Genomic DNA, 15276 nt, shown 5'->3' on the forward strand with positions numbered 1-15276 from the left:
CATGCGCATCAGCGAACTGGCCGAACAGGCCGGGGTGACGGTCAAGGCCGTGCGCTACTACGAACGTCTCGGGCTCGTCTCCCCCGCGCGCCTCGGCAACGGCTACCGCGAGTACGGCGACGACCACCTGCGGGTGGTGCGGGAGATTCGCGCGCTGGCCGCGACGGGCATCCCGCCCGGGAAGGCGCGGCCCTTCATCGACTGCCTCGGGTCGGGTCACGCCCACAGCGACGAGTGCCCGGCCTCCCGGGAGGCGTACCGGGACGGACTCGCGGAGCTGGATGCGGCCATCGCGCAGCTCGAGCGCCGCCGCGACCTGCTCGCACGCCGGCTGGCCGGTGCGGAGGACCGCGTCCCGGAGCCCGCTCACGGCTGCGGTTGCACCGTCACCCCGCTCTGAGGAGCGTCGCAGATCATCCCACGGGATGACTCTCCCCCGACCTCCGGTCGATGCCCCGCCATGCACTCCCGCGGTTGACTCGAAGACGTCGGCCGGGCGATCCGCCCCGGCCTCGACGTGAAGGGGGAGACCGATGACGACGCTGGGCCACGGAGTGCGAACCGCACCGACGCTCGCATCGCCGTCGGAACCGGTGCGGCGGCGAGCGCGGGGGCTGCTCGCCGCCGTCACCGGGAACGCGTACCTCCAGCTGGCGGTCACGCTGCTGCTGGTCGCGATCGGCCTCGCACTGCTGACCATCGGGATCGGCCTGGTGCTGAACGTCGTCCTGCCCTGGGTCTTCGACGACGAGTTCCGGGCGCTCCGGGCCCTCCTGCCGCAGCTCGGCTGAGGCTGGCCGCCGGGCGCAGCGGGTCCTAGAGTCGCGGCATGGGACGCCTGATCTTCTCCGCCATCGCCTCGCTCGACGGCTACACCGTGGACGCCTCCGGCTCGTTCGACTGGGCCGAGCCCGAACCGGAGCTGCACGCGTTCGTCAACGACCTCGAGCGCGGGATCGGCACCTATCTGTACGGCCGTCGGATGTACGAGACCATGCGCTTCTGGCAGGATCCGCCGCTGACGGGCGAGGACGGGGTGTACCAGGAGTACGCCGCAATCTGGCGGGCCGCGGACAAGGTCGTGTACTCCTCTTCCCTGGCCGAGGCGACGACCCCGCGCACCCGCGTGGTGCAGCGCTTCGACGCGGACGAGGTGCGGCGCCTCGTCGAGGACTCCGACCGGGACGTCTCAATCGGCGGCCCCACGCTGGCAGCCGAGGCGTTCGCCGCCGGACTGGTGGACGAGGTGTGGCTGTTCCTCTCCCCGTGTCGGTCGGCGGAGGCACGCCGGCGTTGCCGCACGGCCTGCGTCTCGACCTGGAATTGCTCGACGAGCGCCGCTTCGCACGCGGAGCGGTCGGCCTGCACTACGCCGTGCGATGACAAGACCTCAGTTTCTACTCCCGCATCCCGGGACGACGCACTAGCCTGTGCCCGAAGGCCCGGCGGAGGCCGGGCCGGAGGAGGCCGGCGATGACCAGACATCGCGTCCTTGCGGTCGCCGGGGCGGCGGCCGCCGTGCTCGCGCTGACCCTCGGCGTGCCGCAGAGCGTGCAGGGTATCGCGCCGGGTGCCGCGAGCGTCCACTTCACCGCGGCGGGCGACTACGCGTCCGCGACGTCCGCGCAGTCGGTGCTCACCGGCATCAAGAACGCGGCTCCGGACCTGAATCTCGCCCTGGGCGACCTCTCATACGGGACGACGGGACAGGAGCAGGCCTGGTGCGACTTCGTCACGCAGACGGTCGGCGCCGGCTTCCCGTTCGAGCTGGTCTCCGGCAACCATGAGAGCAACGGGCAGAACGGCAACATCAACGACTTCTCCGCCTGCCTGCCCAACCAGCTGCCGGGAGCCGTCGGCACGTACGGTCGCGAGTACTACGTCGACGTGCCCCAGGGAGCGCCACTGATCCGCTTCATCATGATCTCTCCCGGCCTGCCGTTCTCCAACGGCACCTGGACTTATGCCAGCGGCACCAGCCATTACACCTGGACCCAGAACGCGATCGACGGCGCCCGCGCCGCCAACGTCCCCTGGGTCGTCGTCGGGATGCACAAGCCCTGCCTCACGATGGGCCAGTACGCGTGCGACCCCGGTTCCGATCTGCTGAACCTCCTCGTCTCCAAGCGGGTCGACCTCGTCCTGACCGGCCATGAGCACCTGTACCAGCGCACCAAGCAGCTCGCGACCGGCGGAGGCTGCGCGTCCATCACCCCCGGCGTCTACACCGCGGGATGCGTCGCCAACGCCGGCAACACCCTCACCAAGGGCGCAGGCACGGTCTTCGCCACCGTCGGCACCGGCGGCAACACCAACTACGACATCAACCCCAATGACAGCGAGGCGGGCTACTTCGCCACGGCGTACGGGAGCAGCGCGGCACCGCTCTGGGGTCTGCTCGATGTGACCGCCACGTCCACCCAGCTCAATGCGAACTTCGTGCGCACGGGAGGCGCGGCCTACTCCGACAGCTTCGTCATCGGTCCGCCACCCGCCGGCAATCAGCCGCCGAACGCATCCTTCACCTCGTCGTGCACCGATCTCACCTGCTCCTTCGACGGAAGCGGGTCGAGCGATCCGGACGGCACCATCGCGTCCTACGCCTGGGACTACGGCGACGGTGCGACGGGCACCGGCGCCACCGGCTCCCACACCTACGCGACCGCCGGGACCTATACAGCGCGACTGACCGTGACCGACGATGCGGGCGCCACAGCGACGACGACCCGCGACGTCAGCCCGACCGCGCCTCCGCCGCCACCGAGCACGCTGGCATCCGACCCGTTCGAGCGCACGGTGACGAACGGCTGGGGAACGGCGCCCACAGGAGGAGCCTGGACGGTGTCCGGCATCTCGAGCCTGTTCTCGGTGGGCGGCGGCACGGCCAAGCTCTCGCTCCCCGCCGGCACGAGCAGTACGGGACGGCTGGCGGGCGTCAGCGCCACGGGCATCGACCTGCGGACGACCATCGCGCTCGACAAGCTGCCCTCCTCCGGGAGCGTCTACCTCACCCTCCAGGGGCGGCGCATCCCGACGGCGGGTTCCTACGCGTCGAAGGTGATCATCTCGTCCGCGGGCAAGGTCACCGTCCAACTCGTCCGGGTGGACCAGAACGGTGGCAACGAGGTCTCGGTGCAGGCCGGATTGACCCTGACGGGCATCACGTACACCGCAGGGACGCGGCTGGACGTGCGGGTACAGACGACCGGGACGTCCCCGACCCTGCTGCAGACCAAGGTGTGGGTGGACGGCACGACGGAGCCGGCCGCCTGGCAGCGGTCGGCGAGCGACAGCACCGCCGCGCTCCAGGGCCCAGGCGGGCTGGCCGTGCTGGGTTACCTGTCGGGCGGCGTCGCCAACGCGCCGGTGACGGTCTCGTTCGACGACCTCACGGCCGTGGCCCCGTGACCCGAGTCAGGCGACGTCCCACCACCGCAGCACGCGCAGCGCCCGGAGGGTGATCCACTGGCTCGGGAAGCCCTCCATCTCGAACTCGACGATCACCGAACCCTCATGCAGGTTCTCGAGCACCCAGCGTCCTTCGGCGTCGGCCTTGCCGCGGACCAGCTCGATCGCGTCCGCGAGCCGGGGATCCCGCCGGTCCAGCCGCCGGAAGTGCTCGAGGCCGCGCAGCACGTCGTGGTACCAGCGCACCGGATACGACAGCATCGTCATCCGCGGGTCGGGGATGGAGCCGTCAGAGCGCCGGCGGTACAGTCCGCGCTCGAGCAGGTACTCCTCGCCGGCCCGGGCGACCTCCTCCACCTGTGGATCGTCGCCGCCGGCCCGCTGCCAGTCGCGTAGTCCCTCGACCGCACAGATGGTGGAGTGATAGGACGAGACGCGCGCGCCGTACTCCGCCCAGCAGTTCCAGCCGCCGTCGTCCAACCGTGAATCGACCAGCGTCCGGGCGATCGTGTCCCCGCCTTCGCCGAAGTAGGAGGCGATCGTGAGGGTGACTCCGTTGATGCACGGTTCGGTCTCACCCTCGAAGTACGGTTCGCCGGCGTGCTCCCAGCGAAGATTTTCGCGGACCCGCCCGATCGCGGTCCGCGCCTCCAGACTCTCCGGATCCAGGCCGAAGTCGACCAGCTGCTGGAGGGTGAAGTGCGTCCCGCTCCAGGCGTCGAAGCCGTCGCGCTCCGGCGGGATCCAGCCCGGCCGATAGGTTCCGCCGTCCCAGAGACCGTCCTCGGCCTGCTCCTCGAGGAGGGTCTTTCCCCAGCCCTCGTGCGGGATCCGGGCCCGTTCGACCGCCACCTCCTCGGCTGTCGCATCCGTCAGGTCGCGGAGCGCCTGCCAGCGGATCGCGGGGTCGGATTCGAGCAACCAGTCGACGGCGTCCATGCGCGACACGCTAGCCCGAAAGCGCAGCCAGGCGCACCTACGCGCATGGGTACCCCCCGAGCGAGTGCCATGTCAATCTCTGGACCCGCCTCCACCGGGTGTCTTCAGTGGGCCGCACATCCCAACCGGACACATCCACCGAAAGGAAACGTCAGTCATGACCATGTCAGACGACCAGTCCGCGGACACACCGATCTTCGACAGCAGGCGCGACGCGCTGGAGCCGGAGGCCGGTCTGCCGGAGACGGTGCTGCCTGAAGGCACGGCCGGGACCACCGGGGGCACGAGTACGAGCTCCACCGGGGGTCAAGGCGGCAGCGTCAAGGACGAAGCGAGCCGCGTCACGGAATCGGCGAAGCAGGCCGGCAAGGACGTCGCCGGCACCGCGAAGGAGCAGGCCAAGAACGTCGCCGGCGAGGCGAAGTCCCAGGCCAGAGAGCTCTACCACCAGACGCAGCGCGAGTTGCGCGATCAGGCCGCCCACCAGCAGGAGCGGGTCGCCAGCGGTCTCCACTCCGTCGGCGACGAGTTGGACCAGATGGCCTCCTCCTCCCAGCAGGGCGGCATCGCCAGCGACCTGGTGCGCCAGGTCGGGCAGCGCGCCCATTCGATCGCCGGCTGGCTCGACCAGCGCGACCCCGGCTCGCTGCTCAACGAAGTGAAGTCGTACGCACGGCGCAACCCCGGCACGTTCATCGCCGCGGCCGCCATCGCCGGAGCTCTCGCGGGTCGCCTGACCCGTGCCCTCGCCAGCGGCGGTGACGACTCCTCGAACGGCAACAGCGGCTCAGCGAGCACCGACGCGTCGTACACCGGCACGACCGCCAGCACCGGCACGACCGCCGGATACTCCGGCAGCAGCGTCGGCTATGCCGCAGGTACCGGCAGCGCCCTCGGCGATGACGACCTGTACGACGACGGCGTCGGGACCGAGGTTCCGCCGCTTCCGGGCGCCGGGTATACCGGAGGCCGGCCATGACCGACCAGCCCAGCGCGCGGCGGGTCGCCGCGGAGGCCGCCGCGCCTCCGGTGGACGCCGCAGAGGAGCGTGCCGCGAACAGCTCGCTCGGCGAACTGCTCGGAGAGGTCAGTCGAGATCTCTCCACCCTGATCCGCCAGGAGATGGAACTCGCCAAGGCCGAGATCAAGCAGACCATCACGCGCGCCGGTAAGGGCGCCGGCCTGCTCGGCGGTGCGGGATACGCGGGGCTGATGGCCGTGTTCTTCCTGTCCGTCGCCCTCTGGTGGGCGCTCGGCTACCTGGTGGGCAACGCCTGGTCCGCCGTGATCGTCGCCATCATCTGGGGCATCGTCGCGCTGATCCTGTACACCCGCGGACGCAAGCAGCTGAAGACCGTCGAAGGCGCTCCGCAGACCGTCGAGACGGTCAAGGAAATCCCACCGACACTGAAACCGAACGGAGAGAACCGATGAGTGACGACCCGGACGTGATCCGCGCAGAAATCGAAGCCACCCGCCGCAACCTGAGCGGTGACGTGGATGCCCTGGCCGACAAGGTCACACCCAGCAAGATCGTCGACCGCCAGACCCGCAAGGTCAAGGGCGCCTGGCACTCGCTCAGCGACCGGGTCATGGGCACCGCCGACGACGTGGGCAGCAACGTGCACGGCGCCGTCTCCGACGCCGGCAGCAGCGTCGCCGACGCCGGCCGCACCGTCGTGAACAAGGCGCAGGGCAACCCGCTCGCCGTCGGCCTCATCGCCTTCGGCGTCGGAGCCCTGGTGGCCTCCCTCATCCCGGCGAGCAGCAAGGAGAAGGAACTGGCGTCGTCCGCGAAGGACGCCGCGCAGCCGCTCCTCCAGGAGGCCGCCGAGGTGGGCAAGCAGGTCGCGAACGACCTGAAGGAGCCCGCCCAGCAGGCCGTCCAGTCGGTGAAGGAGACCGCGCAGGAGGGGTGTCCACCGTCAAGGAGGAGGCCACCGACCGCGCGAGCGACGTCGCCGGCGAGGCGAAGGAATCGGGACAGCGGCTGCAGTCCGACCAGTAGTCCGTTATCCCGGAAACGCGCGGCGGAAGGCCATCCCCCGGACCTTCCGCCGCGTTTCCCTTTTAAGAGAGGACCCACCGATGAGCGATATCGGGGCCAGCAAGCGGCTGGCCGATGCCCCCGCCCCCGAGGACGACCGGAAGCCGGACAAGCCTCAGCATCTCGACAAGCCCTCGTGGAAGCTCGTGTTCAAGCGCACTCTCCGCGAGTTCAGCACCGACAAGTGCACCGACATCGCGGCGTCGCTGACGTACTACGGCGTCCTGTCGCTGTTCCCCGGCCTGATCGCCTTGATCTCCCTTCTCGGCATCTTCAGACAGGGCAAGTCGGCGACCACGGCCCTCATGGGCATCGTCACCCAGGTCGCGCCGGGCTCGACGGCGAAGCTGCTCGAGGGCCCCATCCAGAATGCCGTGAACTCGCCGGCGTCCGGCTTCGCACTCGTGTTCGGCATCGTGCTGGCGATCTGGTCGGCCTCCGGCTACGTGGGCGCCTTCTCGCGAGCCATGAACCGGATCTACGAGATCGACGAGGGCCGCCCGTTCTGGAAGCTCAAGCCGCAGCAGCTGCTGGTCACCGTCATCACCCTGGTGCTCGTGACCATCGTCGCGCTGATGCTGGTCGTCACCGGTCCGGTGACCACGGCGGTCGGCAACGCGCTCGGCCTCGGCTCGGGCGTCCGTATCGCGTGGGAGATCGCCAAATGGCCGCTGATGCTGATCATCGTGGTGGTGATCATCGCGGTGCTCTACTACGCGACCCCGAACTCCAAGCAGCCGAAGTTCCGCTGGATCAGCATGGGCGCGGTCATTGCGATCGTCGTCCTGGCGATCGCGACCTTCCTGTTCGCGTTCTACGTTGCCACGTTCGCCAACTACGAGAAGACGTACGGCCCACTGGCGGGCGTCATCGTCTTCCTGCTCTGGGTCTGGATCGCGAACCTCGCGCTGCTCTTCGGTGCGGAGTTCGACGCCGAGACCGAGCGCGGCCGCGAGCTGCAGGCCGGCATGGAGGCCGAGGAGACCATCCAGCTGCCGCCGCGGGACACCAAGCTCAGCGAGAAGTCCGAGAAGAAGGAGGAGAAGCTGATCGACGAGTCCCGGAAGGTGCGCGAGAACGCGGACCGGGACTAACCGACGGAGGTGCCGACCACGCGGTTGCCACCCGCGTTCTTCGCGGCGTACATCGCGTGGTCGGCCTCGCGGATGAGGCGGTCCGGGTTCCAGCCCGGGTCCTCGGTGCGGGCGATCGACATCCCGATGCTGGCGCTGATCGGGAAGCCGTCGGGGAGATCGGTGAAGGGCTGCTCGATGGCCTGGCGGATGCGGTCCGCGACCTCTTCGGCCGCAGCCAATTCGGGCACCTCGCACACGACGACGAACTCGTCGCCGCCATACCGGGCCACGAGGTCTTCTGTCCGGACGGTGGTCTGCAAGCGGAAGCCGACCTCGCGCAGCAGGAGGTCGCCGACGTGGTGACCCAGGTTGTCGTTGACGCGCTTGAAGCCGTCGAGGTCGATGAACAGCGTGGCGATCAGGGCCGGCGTCGTGCGGGTGTACTCGAGCAGCTGGGTCTCCAGGCGGCGCCGGTTCGGCAGCCCCGTGGTCTCGTCGTGCATGGCGGCGTGCTCGAGCTGCCGCTGCAGGCGGAGCGTCGTGATCGCCTGGGCCGCCTGTCCGGCGAGCGCGTCGGCCAGCGGGGCGGCCTCGGAGTCGAACTGGCGCGGGTGGAGGAAGAACGCGACGAAGACTCCGAACAGCACCTCGTCGTGCTGGATGGGAGCGACGAGCAGGGCATCCACTCCGGCATCGCGCATGGCATGGCCGAGAACCGGGGTGACCTCGTCGGCGGCCGTCGTGCCGCTGACGGTCATGACGCTTCGCAGGCTCGACGCCTGCGCGATGAGGGGGCGGCGTCTTCGACGGCCTGGAGGGGGTTGCTTCCTCCGGCGTGGGTGAAGGCCTCGAGGTCGTCGACGAGGAAGACCGCCGCCTGCTCCGCCTGGTAGGCCTGGGCGACCGTCGTGACCAGGATGTCGACGAGCTCCTGCTCGGTCGTGGCGGCCGAGAAGGAGATCGAGGAGTCGATGATGAGCTGGAGCCGGTTGCGGGTGCGCTCCTGCAGCACCTGCGACTGAAGCATCTCCCGCTCGTGCTCAGCCCGCTCGCTCGCGTCGACGAGGACCACGACATCGCGGCCGTCGACGGTGCGGCTGCTCGCCATCACGGCTCGGGAGGTGCCGTCGATGTTCGCCAGGCGAACAAGGCTCTCCGAACGGCCACCGATTCCGACGATACGCTGACGCAGCGACGCGTACGGCCGCCCGCTCAGTTCCTCGGGCGAGAGTCCCGTCCACTGGCGGAAGAGGTCATTGGAGTCGACGATCCTGCCTTCTGCATCCAGCTCCACGAGGGCGCAAGGCAGGTCGTCCACAGTTATGGGGCGCACTGCTCGTCATTCCCTTCACGAGGCCGGACCGCCGACGGCGGGTGGTCAGATAAACCTAGCCTACGAATGATTGCAGCCAGGCAATGAATTCACCGGGTGGACTCGGCTTGGCGATGAAGAAACCCTGCCCTCGGTCGCAGCCGACCTCGCGCACGCGATTCAGCTGCTCCGCAGTCTCGATCCCTTCCGCGACCACGCGCATGTCGCCCTCGTGCGCGAGCGCGACGGCATCCGCGACCTGGTCCCAGTCGCCGGACGCGACGAGGGTGCGGTCGATCTTGAGTTCGCGGGCGTGGACGGCGACCGCGCGCTCGATCGAGGAGTGGCCGGAGCCGAAGTCGTCGATCGAGACGGTCACACCCCATTGCTGGATGATGTCGAGCCGGCCCGCGACCGTGCCGTAGTCGGCGATGCGCTCCGCCTCGGTCACCTCGACGATGAGCTCGGCCGGCGCGAGTCCCGATTCGCCGAGCTGGCGCTCCAACTCGTCGAAGAAGCGGTCCGTCTGGAGCTGCAACGGCGAGACGTTCACGGCGACGGCCAGGGCGAACCCGCGCTCACGCCATTGCCGGCCGATGCGGCAGCACTCGCGCAGCGCGAAAAGACCGAGGTCGTGGATGAGGCCGGTGGACTCGGCGAGCGCCACGAACTCGGCGGGTGGAATGGGGCCGAGGGTGGGGTGCGTCCAGCGGGACAGTCCCTCGACGGCGACGACACGTTCGGTGGTGAGATCGACCTGCGGCTGGACGTCGATGCGCAGCTGTTCCGTCTCGATCGCGTGCGCGAGCTCGCGCGCATCCAGCTCAGCCGTCGTCACCCGCAACCTCCTCCGAAGGGTCCCTGCGATAGAACCGGACGGTGGGCACGCTGTCAACGGGGTCGGTCTGTGCGTCCCCTCAGGCGTAGGTGGCTCGTGGATCGTCGGCGAGGACGCTCATCAGAACCGAGTCGGTCCACTCGCCGTCCCAGTACAGCGTGTCGCGCTGGCGTCCCTCGACGGTGAAACCGGCCTTCTCGTAAGAGCGGATGGCCCGCGGGTTGAAGGCGTAGACGTCGAGCTGCACCCGATGCAGTCCGATGGCGCCGAAGGCATGGTCGAGGACCACGATCATCGCCTCCGTGCCGTAGCCGCGTCCCGGCTGCCCCGCTGCGAGCGCGATCCGGACGTTCATCGACGCGTTCGCTTCATCGAGCTCGTTCAGCACGATCTCGCCCACGAAGTCGCCGCTCGCTGCATCGATGATCGCCCAGTCGGCACGCTCGTCGGACGCGCCGATCCGCTCCAGGTGCGCGCGCACCCCGGCCTCGGTGAACGTGGCACGGGTGCCGGTGAGACGCAGCATCTCGCCGTCCGCGAGGCCCGGCCAGACGGCGTCGAAGTGCTCGGGTCCGAGAGGGTCGAGTCGTACACGTGGGCCGTGGAGGGTCCGCACAGAGGTGAGCTCCGCGAGGGCGACGCGCGGTTCGGCATGCCGTCCGCTCATCGCGTCCGGAACTCCCGCTCCTCCGGGCCGAAGCCCTGCTGCGGGAAGTCGGCGCGCAGGTCCCCGGTCGGCTCCTCCTGGCGAAGGGTGTCGGCGATGCTGGGGCCGGATCCCACCGGCGAGAAGGCGACGCGCTCTCCGCGAGTGCTCGACTGGTACAGCTTCCTGCGGCCGTCCACCGGGAACTCCATCTCGGCCGGCGGCTCGCCGTCCGCGAACGGAACGGCGCGCTGCGTGGTCGTCCCGTCCTCCTCCACGAAGTCGGCCAGCCGGAAGGAGAGTCCGCCGCGGTCGAACGAGACGCGGACCAGGAGGTAGGTGCGCAGCGCGTCGTCGTCGAGCCGCGAGATCTCCTTCACCAGCGCGGTGAGCTCCGGAGTCGCACCGAGGCGGCGGCCGCCTTCTCCCAGCTCGGTGGCCCAGGCCCGCACGTGGCCGACGAGGTCGGCGATGGCGGCGTCGTACGAGTCGGGCGACGCTCCGCGGATCCCGAACTCGCCCCAGTGCGCCACATACCGGTCCGCGAGGTCGTCGTGCTCCACCGCGACCACGACCGGATGCTCGGAACGAGCCGCCGCCTCCCACGCCGCGAACTCGTCGGCCGTGAACTCCTCGCGAAGTCGGCGCACCGCATCCTCGTCGTCCGGCCCCGCCGCGTGCGCGAGGATCGCCCGCTCGAAGAACGCGTTGTCGTCCACTGCCGTCTCCCTCCGACATCCCCAGCATCGCAGGGCGAACAGCGGTGGTGAAGGGAGGCCCGCGGAATCGGATAACGTTCTCTGAACATCCTCACAGCGACGAAGGAGAGCCCGTGACGACGACCGCGCCCGCATCCGCGACCAAGGGGGCCTCGCTCCGGCGAAGCCTCGGCCTCTGGGCCATCGTGGGACTCGGCCTCGGGTACATGACGCCGACGGTCGTCTTCGACACCTTCGGGATCGTGTCGGACGAGACCAAGGGCGCCGTCCCGGCCGCGTACCTCGTCGCGCTGGTGGTCATGCTGTTCACGGCCGTCAGCTACGGCAAGATGGCGGGCGCCATCCCGAGCGCCGGATCGGCGTACACGTACGTGCGCGAATCCATCCACCCCAACCTGGGCTTCATGGTCGGCTGGACCTCGCTGATCGACTACGTACTGCTGCCGATGGTGAACTGCCTGATCATCCGCCTGTACCTGGAGCAGGTCTTTCCGGCGGTGCCGAGCTGGATCTGGGTCGTGCTGTACTGCGCGGGCGTCACCACGCTCATCTACTTCACGATGCGCGGCACCTCGAACGTCAACATGATCCTGCTGGTGTTCGCCATCGTCGTCATGGCGGTCTTCGTCACCATGGTGGTCGTTCAGCTGGCGAACGGCGCGGGCGACGGCACGGTCGCGTCCGTCAAGCCGTTCTTCCACGACGGCGTCACTCTCGGCGCGGTGCTCACCGGCGCCACGGTCGTCTGCTTCTCGTTCATCGGCTTCGACGCCGTGACCATGTACGCGGAGGAGGCCAAGACGCCGCGGGTCATGCCGCGCGCCATCCTGCTCACCGTGCTCATCGGCGGCGCGATCTTCCTGGTCGCCGCGTACTTCGCGCAGCTCCGGTTCCCGACCAACGCACCCTTCGGTGAGTTCACCGACGACCCGCTGCCCCAGATCGGGCTCATCGTCGGCGGCCCGGTGTTCCAGGCGATCTTCGTCTCGGCCGGCTTCGCCGCCACGCTCGCGTCCGGGCTCGCCTCGCACGCCTCGGTGTCGCGCATGCTCCTGGTAATGGGACGCAACAACGTGCTGCCGCGCCGCTTCTTCGGCCACATCGACGGCAAGACGCAGACGCCGACGTTCAACATCATCCTGGTCGGCGTGATCTCGCTGCTGGCGGCGACGTTCTCGCTCGAGCTGATCTCCGCGTTCATCAACTTCGGCGCGCTGATCGCGTTCACGTTCGTGAACATCTCGGTCATCGCCTGGTTCGCCATCCGCCAGGGTCGGCGGCACACGGCGAAGGACATCGTGCGCTTCATCGTCCTTCCCGGCATCGGGATGCTGCTGACCGGCATCCTGTGGGTCAACCTCCACGCGGACGCCCTGATCGGCGGCATCGTCTGGGCGGTCGTCGGCTTCGCGTACCTGCTGTTCCTCACGCGCGGCTTCCGCCGGCCGGTCGCCGCTTTCGACGAGAACCAGCCGGTGACCGGTTTCAACAAGGCGGTCTGACCTCTCGCGGTCTGGGCGAGGCCATAGGCCTCCTTCAGCCCGTCCACAGCCGACGTAAGAATCCCGCAAGAATGCGCATGCATTCTTGGAGGCATGGATCACACGTTGAGCGCCACCGCGCCGGCCCCGCAGATGCGCCGCCGGCCGAACGGCCGGATGGGACGACGCCGCGGCGGCGCGTTCGCAGTCCGCGCGGCGCTCGCCCTCGGCGTCGTGGTGGTGCTCGGAATGTGGTGGTTCACCGTCCCCGCCGGGTACGCCGCCACCCCGGCGAACGCGCTGACGTCGTTCGGTGAGTTGGCCGGCATGGTCGGCGGGTTCCTCGTCTGCGCGCAGGTGCTGCTGATCGCCCGGGTGCCGTGGTTCGAGAACGCGGTCGGCCTCGACAAGCTGGTCTCCTGGCACCGGTCGCTCGGCGCCTCCGTGCTGTTCCTCATCGTGGCGCACGTGCTCTTCCTCGTCCTCGGCGGGGAGCTCGCCGACCGGAACCCGCCGTGGACGGAGTTCGTCTCCATCCTGAACTCCTACCCGGACATGACCACCGCGCTCGTCGGCACCATCGCCTTCCTGGTCGTCGGCCTGACCAGCGCCCGGCTGATCCGCACGAAGCTGTCGTACGAGGTCTGGTACTGGCTGCACGTGACGACGTACGTCTCGATCTTCCTCACGTTCCTGCACCAGCTGAGCGGCGGGGCGCACTTCGTCACCCAGCCGGTGAACCGCGTCCTGTGGCTCGTCCTCTACCTCGGAACGGCGTCGGCGGTGCTGACCTGGCGGTTCATCCTCCCCGGACTGGACGCCTGGCGCCGACGGATGCGGGTCGCCGCCGTCGTGCCCGAGAGCGAGGGCGTGAACAGCGTCTGGCTGACCGGGCCGCGCGTCGCCGACCTGGATGTGCAAGCGGGCAACTTCCTGCTGTTCCGATTCGTCAGCCGCGGCCACCTGGGCACCGCGCATCCGTACTCCGTCTCGGCGGTGCCGGCCAACGGGTACCTGCGGATCACCGTGGGGGCACTCGGCGACCACTCCAGCCGCCTGCCGCACCTCCGGCCGGGTTCGCTCGTCTTCGCCGAGGGGCCGTTCGGCCGCTTCACCGCCGACCGCGCGAGCCGCCCGCGCATCCTGCTCGTCGCCGGGGGCGCCGGCATCGGACCGATCCGCGCCCTGACCGAAGAGCTGGTGCGGCGCGGCGCACAACCGGTCGTTCTGTACCGCGCCCGCTCCGCTCGACACCTCGCCCTGCTCGGCGAACTGCAGGCGATGCCCGGCGTGACCGTGATCCCGTTGGTCGGCCGCCGTTCGGAACTGGGCTACGACCCGCTCGCCGCGGAGCCTCTGCACCGCCTCATCCCCGACGTCCACGACTGGGAGGCCTTCATCTGCGGCCCCGCGGGGATGGCGGACCGCGTCCAGGCCTCCCTGCGAACCCTGCGGATGCCGAAACGCTTCATCCACCGAGAAGAACTGAGCATGTCATGAGCAGCAACTGGCGCGGAACCGCCCTCTTCGCCGTCATCCTCGTCGTGATGGGGGCGACGGTCGGTCTCAAGCTCTACGGGGTGGGCGAGCAGGTCGCCGCCGCACCCGTCGGGTCCACCACGGCCGGGTCGACGACCTCCGGCAGCACGAGCAGCGACTCGGACACCTCCTCGGCGTCGTCCGGCGACTCCTCGACCCCGAGCGCGACCCCCTCGGCGGGTGGCTCCGCCTCGACCGGCACGAAGACCGTGACCGGGGACGCCGTCGACACGCGCTACGGGCCGGTGCAGGTCAAGGTGACCTTCTCCGGCACGACGATCACCGCCGTAGACACCGTGCAGGCACCGAACAGCAACGGCCGCGACATGGAGATCAACGACCAGGCGCTGCCGATCCTGCAGCAGGAAGCCCTGTCCTCCCAGTCCGCCAACATCGACACCGTGTCGGGTGCGACCTACACGTCGGAGGGCTACATTCAGTCTCTGCAGTCGGCGATCGACCGACGATGAGGTTCCTCGAGACCGTCATGGGCATCCCCATGTCGATCGACTTCCGTGGCGACGTGGACGCGGCAGCCGCCACCGAACGCGCCTTCGCGGTGCTGCGGGAGGCGGACGCGCGTTTCAGCACTTACCGCCCCGACAGCGAGGTGAGCCGGGCCAACGAGGCGGGCGGCGCGTCGGCCGAACCCAGCGCGGACTTCCGCGAGGTCGTCGCCCTCGGCGAGGAGGTGGCCCGTGCGTCGGACGGCGCGTTCCGCATCCGGCGGCCCGACGGCACCTGGGACCTCGACGGCGTCGTGAAGGGGTGGGCGGCCGCCCGGGCCGCACGCGTCCTGGACGCCGCGGGGATCCGCGACTACTGCCTCAACGCGGGCGGCGATGTCGTCGTGTCGGGAAGCCCGGGCGACGGCCGCCCGTGGGGCGTCGGCATACGCTCGCCGCACACCCCCGGCGACATGCTCGCCGTGCTCGCGGTGACCGACGCGGGCGTCGCGACCTCTGGGCTGTACGAGCGCGGACCGCACATCGTGGACGGGCGGGACGGCTCCATCCCGACTGGTCTCCTCAGCGCGACCGTCGTCGCGGACGACCTGGCGACCGCCGATGTGCTCGCGACAGCCGTCTTCGTCCTGGGGCCAACCGGCCTACGCTGGGCGCTCGAGCACGGTGCGCGCGGGGTGCTCGCGCTGGAGTCCTCGGGCCGCCTCGTCGGCGTCGGCGACCTGACGTTCGCGCCGCCCGCCCGCAGCGCATGAACGCTCCAGCCGAACCGCTCCTCTCGGACCCGCGCTCCTACACTGTGGATGT

Annotated in this window: 16 protein-coding genes and 2 pseudogenes; 12 read left to right on the forward strand and 6 right to left on the reverse strand. The window is 69.6% G+C overall.

Annotated elements, in window-relative coordinates:
- The first annotated feature begins 1 nt into the window (after position 1).
- The 4 genes and pseudogenes from ACRAWB_RS13025 (at position 2) to ACRAWB_RS13040 (ending at position 3408) form a co-directional block, all read left to right on the forward strand.
- Complete coding sequence (locus ACRAWB_RS13025) at positions 2-400, forward strand: MerR family transcriptional regulator (protein ID WP_431353710.1); 399 nt, start codon at positions 2-4, stop codon at positions 398-400.
- A gap of 133 nt (positions 401-533) precedes the next feature.
- Positions 534-791 carry a hypothetical protein gene (locus tag ACRAWB_RS13030; protein ID WP_431353711.1) on the forward strand — a complete coding sequence of 86 codons (258 nt, stop codon included), beginning with the start codon at positions 534-536 and terminating at the stop codon, positions 789-791.
- 38 nt (positions 792-829) lie between these two features.
- A pseudogene (locus ACRAWB_RS13035) lies at positions 830-1383 on the forward strand (dihydrofolate reductase family protein).
- Positions 1384-1473: 90 nt separating this feature from the next.
- Positions 1474-3408, forward strand: a complete 1935-nt coding sequence (locus ACRAWB_RS13040) for a PKD domain-containing protein (RefSeq protein ID WP_431353712.1) — start codon at positions 1474-1476, stop codon at positions 3406-3408.
- Positions 3409-3414: 6 nt separating this feature from the next.
- Here the strand turns inward: ACRAWB_RS13040 and ACRAWB_RS13045 are convergent, their stop codons facing one another.
- Positions 3415-4347: a hypothetical protein gene (locus ACRAWB_RS13045; RefSeq protein WP_431353713.1), complete on the reverse strand. Its 933-nt coding sequence runs from the start codon at positions 4345-4347 to the stop codon at positions 3415-3417.
- 157 nt (positions 4348-4504) lie between these two features.
- Here ACRAWB_RS13045 and ACRAWB_RS13050 point away from each other — a divergent pair, with 157 nt between their 5' ends.
- From ACRAWB_RS13050 to ACRAWB_RS13065, 4 genes and pseudogenes are all read left to right on the forward strand, one after another.
- Positions 4505-5326: a hypothetical protein gene (locus tag ACRAWB_RS13050; protein ID WP_431353714.1), complete on the forward strand. Its 822-nt coding sequence runs from the start codon at positions 4505-4507 to the stop codon at positions 5324-5326.
- Positions 5323-5781, forward strand: coding sequence for a phage holin family protein (locus tag ACRAWB_RS13055; protein ID WP_431353715.1), 459 nt, complete (start codon positions 5323-5325; stop codon positions 5779-5781). The genes ACRAWB_RS13050 and ACRAWB_RS13055 overlap by 4 nt, the downstream gene beginning before the upstream one ends.
- A pseudogene (locus ACRAWB_RS13060) lies at positions 5778-6355 on the forward strand (DUF3618 domain-containing protein). Before ACRAWB_RS13055 ends, ACRAWB_RS13060 begins: the two are co-directional and overlap by 4 nt.
- An 80-nt stretch (positions 6356-6435) precedes the next feature.
- Positions 6436-7488 carry a YihY/virulence factor BrkB family protein gene (locus ACRAWB_RS13065; protein WP_431353716.1) on the forward strand — a complete coding sequence of 351 codons (1053 nt, stop codon included), beginning with the start codon at positions 6436-6438 and terminating at the stop codon, positions 7486-7488.
- Here the strand turns inward: ACRAWB_RS13065 and ACRAWB_RS13070 are convergent.
- The 5 genes from ACRAWB_RS13070 to ACRAWB_RS13090 all read right to left on the reverse strand — a co-directional run bounded on the left by ACRAWB_RS13070 (position 7485) and on the right by ACRAWB_RS13090 (position 10985).
- Positions 7485-8228, reverse strand: coding sequence for a GGDEF domain-containing protein (locus ACRAWB_RS13070; RefSeq protein ID WP_431353717.1), 744 nt, complete (start codon positions 8226-8228; stop codon positions 7485-7487). The genes ACRAWB_RS13065 and ACRAWB_RS13070 overlap by 4 nt on opposite strands.
- On the reverse strand, positions 8225-8788 hold the full coding sequence (locus ACRAWB_RS13075; protein ID WP_431353718.1) for a PAS domain-containing protein: 564 nt from the start codon (positions 8786-8788) through the stop codon (positions 8225-8227). The genes ACRAWB_RS13070 and ACRAWB_RS13075 overlap by 4 nt, the downstream gene beginning before the upstream one ends.
- 70 nt (positions 8789-8858) lie before the next feature.
- A complete protein-coding gene (locus ACRAWB_RS13080; protein ID WP_431353719.1) occupies positions 8859-9620 on the reverse strand; it encodes an EAL domain-containing protein in 762 nt (253 codons plus the stop codon).
- Between the two features lie 79 nt (positions 9621-9699).
- Entirely contained in the window at positions 9700-10287 is a 588-nt protein-coding gene (locus ACRAWB_RS13085) for a GNAT family N-acetyltransferase (RefSeq protein ID WP_431353720.1), read from the reverse strand.
- Positions 10284-10985, reverse strand: coding sequence for a hypothetical protein (locus ACRAWB_RS13090; RefSeq protein ID WP_431353721.1), 702 nt, complete (start codon positions 10983-10985; stop codon positions 10284-10286). The genes ACRAWB_RS13085 and ACRAWB_RS13090 overlap by 4 nt, the downstream gene beginning before the upstream one ends.
- A gap of 113 nt (positions 10986-11098) precedes the next feature.
- On the opposite strand from ACRAWB_RS13090, the gene ACRAWB_RS13095 reads away from it, so the two are divergent.
- The 4 genes from ACRAWB_RS13095 to ACRAWB_RS13110 all read left to right on the forward strand — a co-directional run bounded on the left by ACRAWB_RS13095 (position 11099) and on the right by ACRAWB_RS13110 (position 15224).
- A complete protein-coding gene (locus tag ACRAWB_RS13095) occupies positions 11099-12487 on the forward strand; it encodes an APC family permease (protein WP_431353722.1) in 1389 nt (462 codons plus the stop codon).
- A 93-nt stretch (positions 12488-12580) separates the two neighbouring features.
- The gene (locus ACRAWB_RS13100; protein WP_431353723.1) at positions 12581-13966 is read left to right on the forward strand and encodes a ferredoxin reductase family protein; all 1386 of its coding nucleotides are present in this window, start codon (positions 12581-12583) and stop codon (positions 13964-13966) included.
- Positions 13963-14475 carry an FMN-binding protein gene (locus tag ACRAWB_RS13105; RefSeq protein ID WP_431353724.1) on the forward strand — a complete coding sequence of 171 codons (513 nt, stop codon included), beginning with the start codon at positions 13963-13965 and terminating at the stop codon, positions 14473-14475. Before ACRAWB_RS13100 ends, ACRAWB_RS13105 begins: the two co-directional genes overlap by 4 nt.
- The gene (locus tag ACRAWB_RS13110) at positions 14472-15224 is read left to right on the forward strand and encodes an FAD:protein FMN transferase (RefSeq protein ID WP_431353725.1); all 753 of its coding nucleotides are present in this window, start codon (positions 14472-14474) and stop codon (positions 15222-15224) included. The genes ACRAWB_RS13105 and ACRAWB_RS13110 overlap by 4 nt, the downstream gene beginning before the upstream one ends.
- The last annotated feature ends 52 nt before the right edge of the window (positions 15225-15276 follow it).

Source organism: Leifsonia poae (assembly GCF_050632865.1).
GTDB lineage: Bacteria > Actinomycetota > Actinomycetes > Actinomycetales > Microbacteriaceae > Leifsonia > Leifsonia poae_B.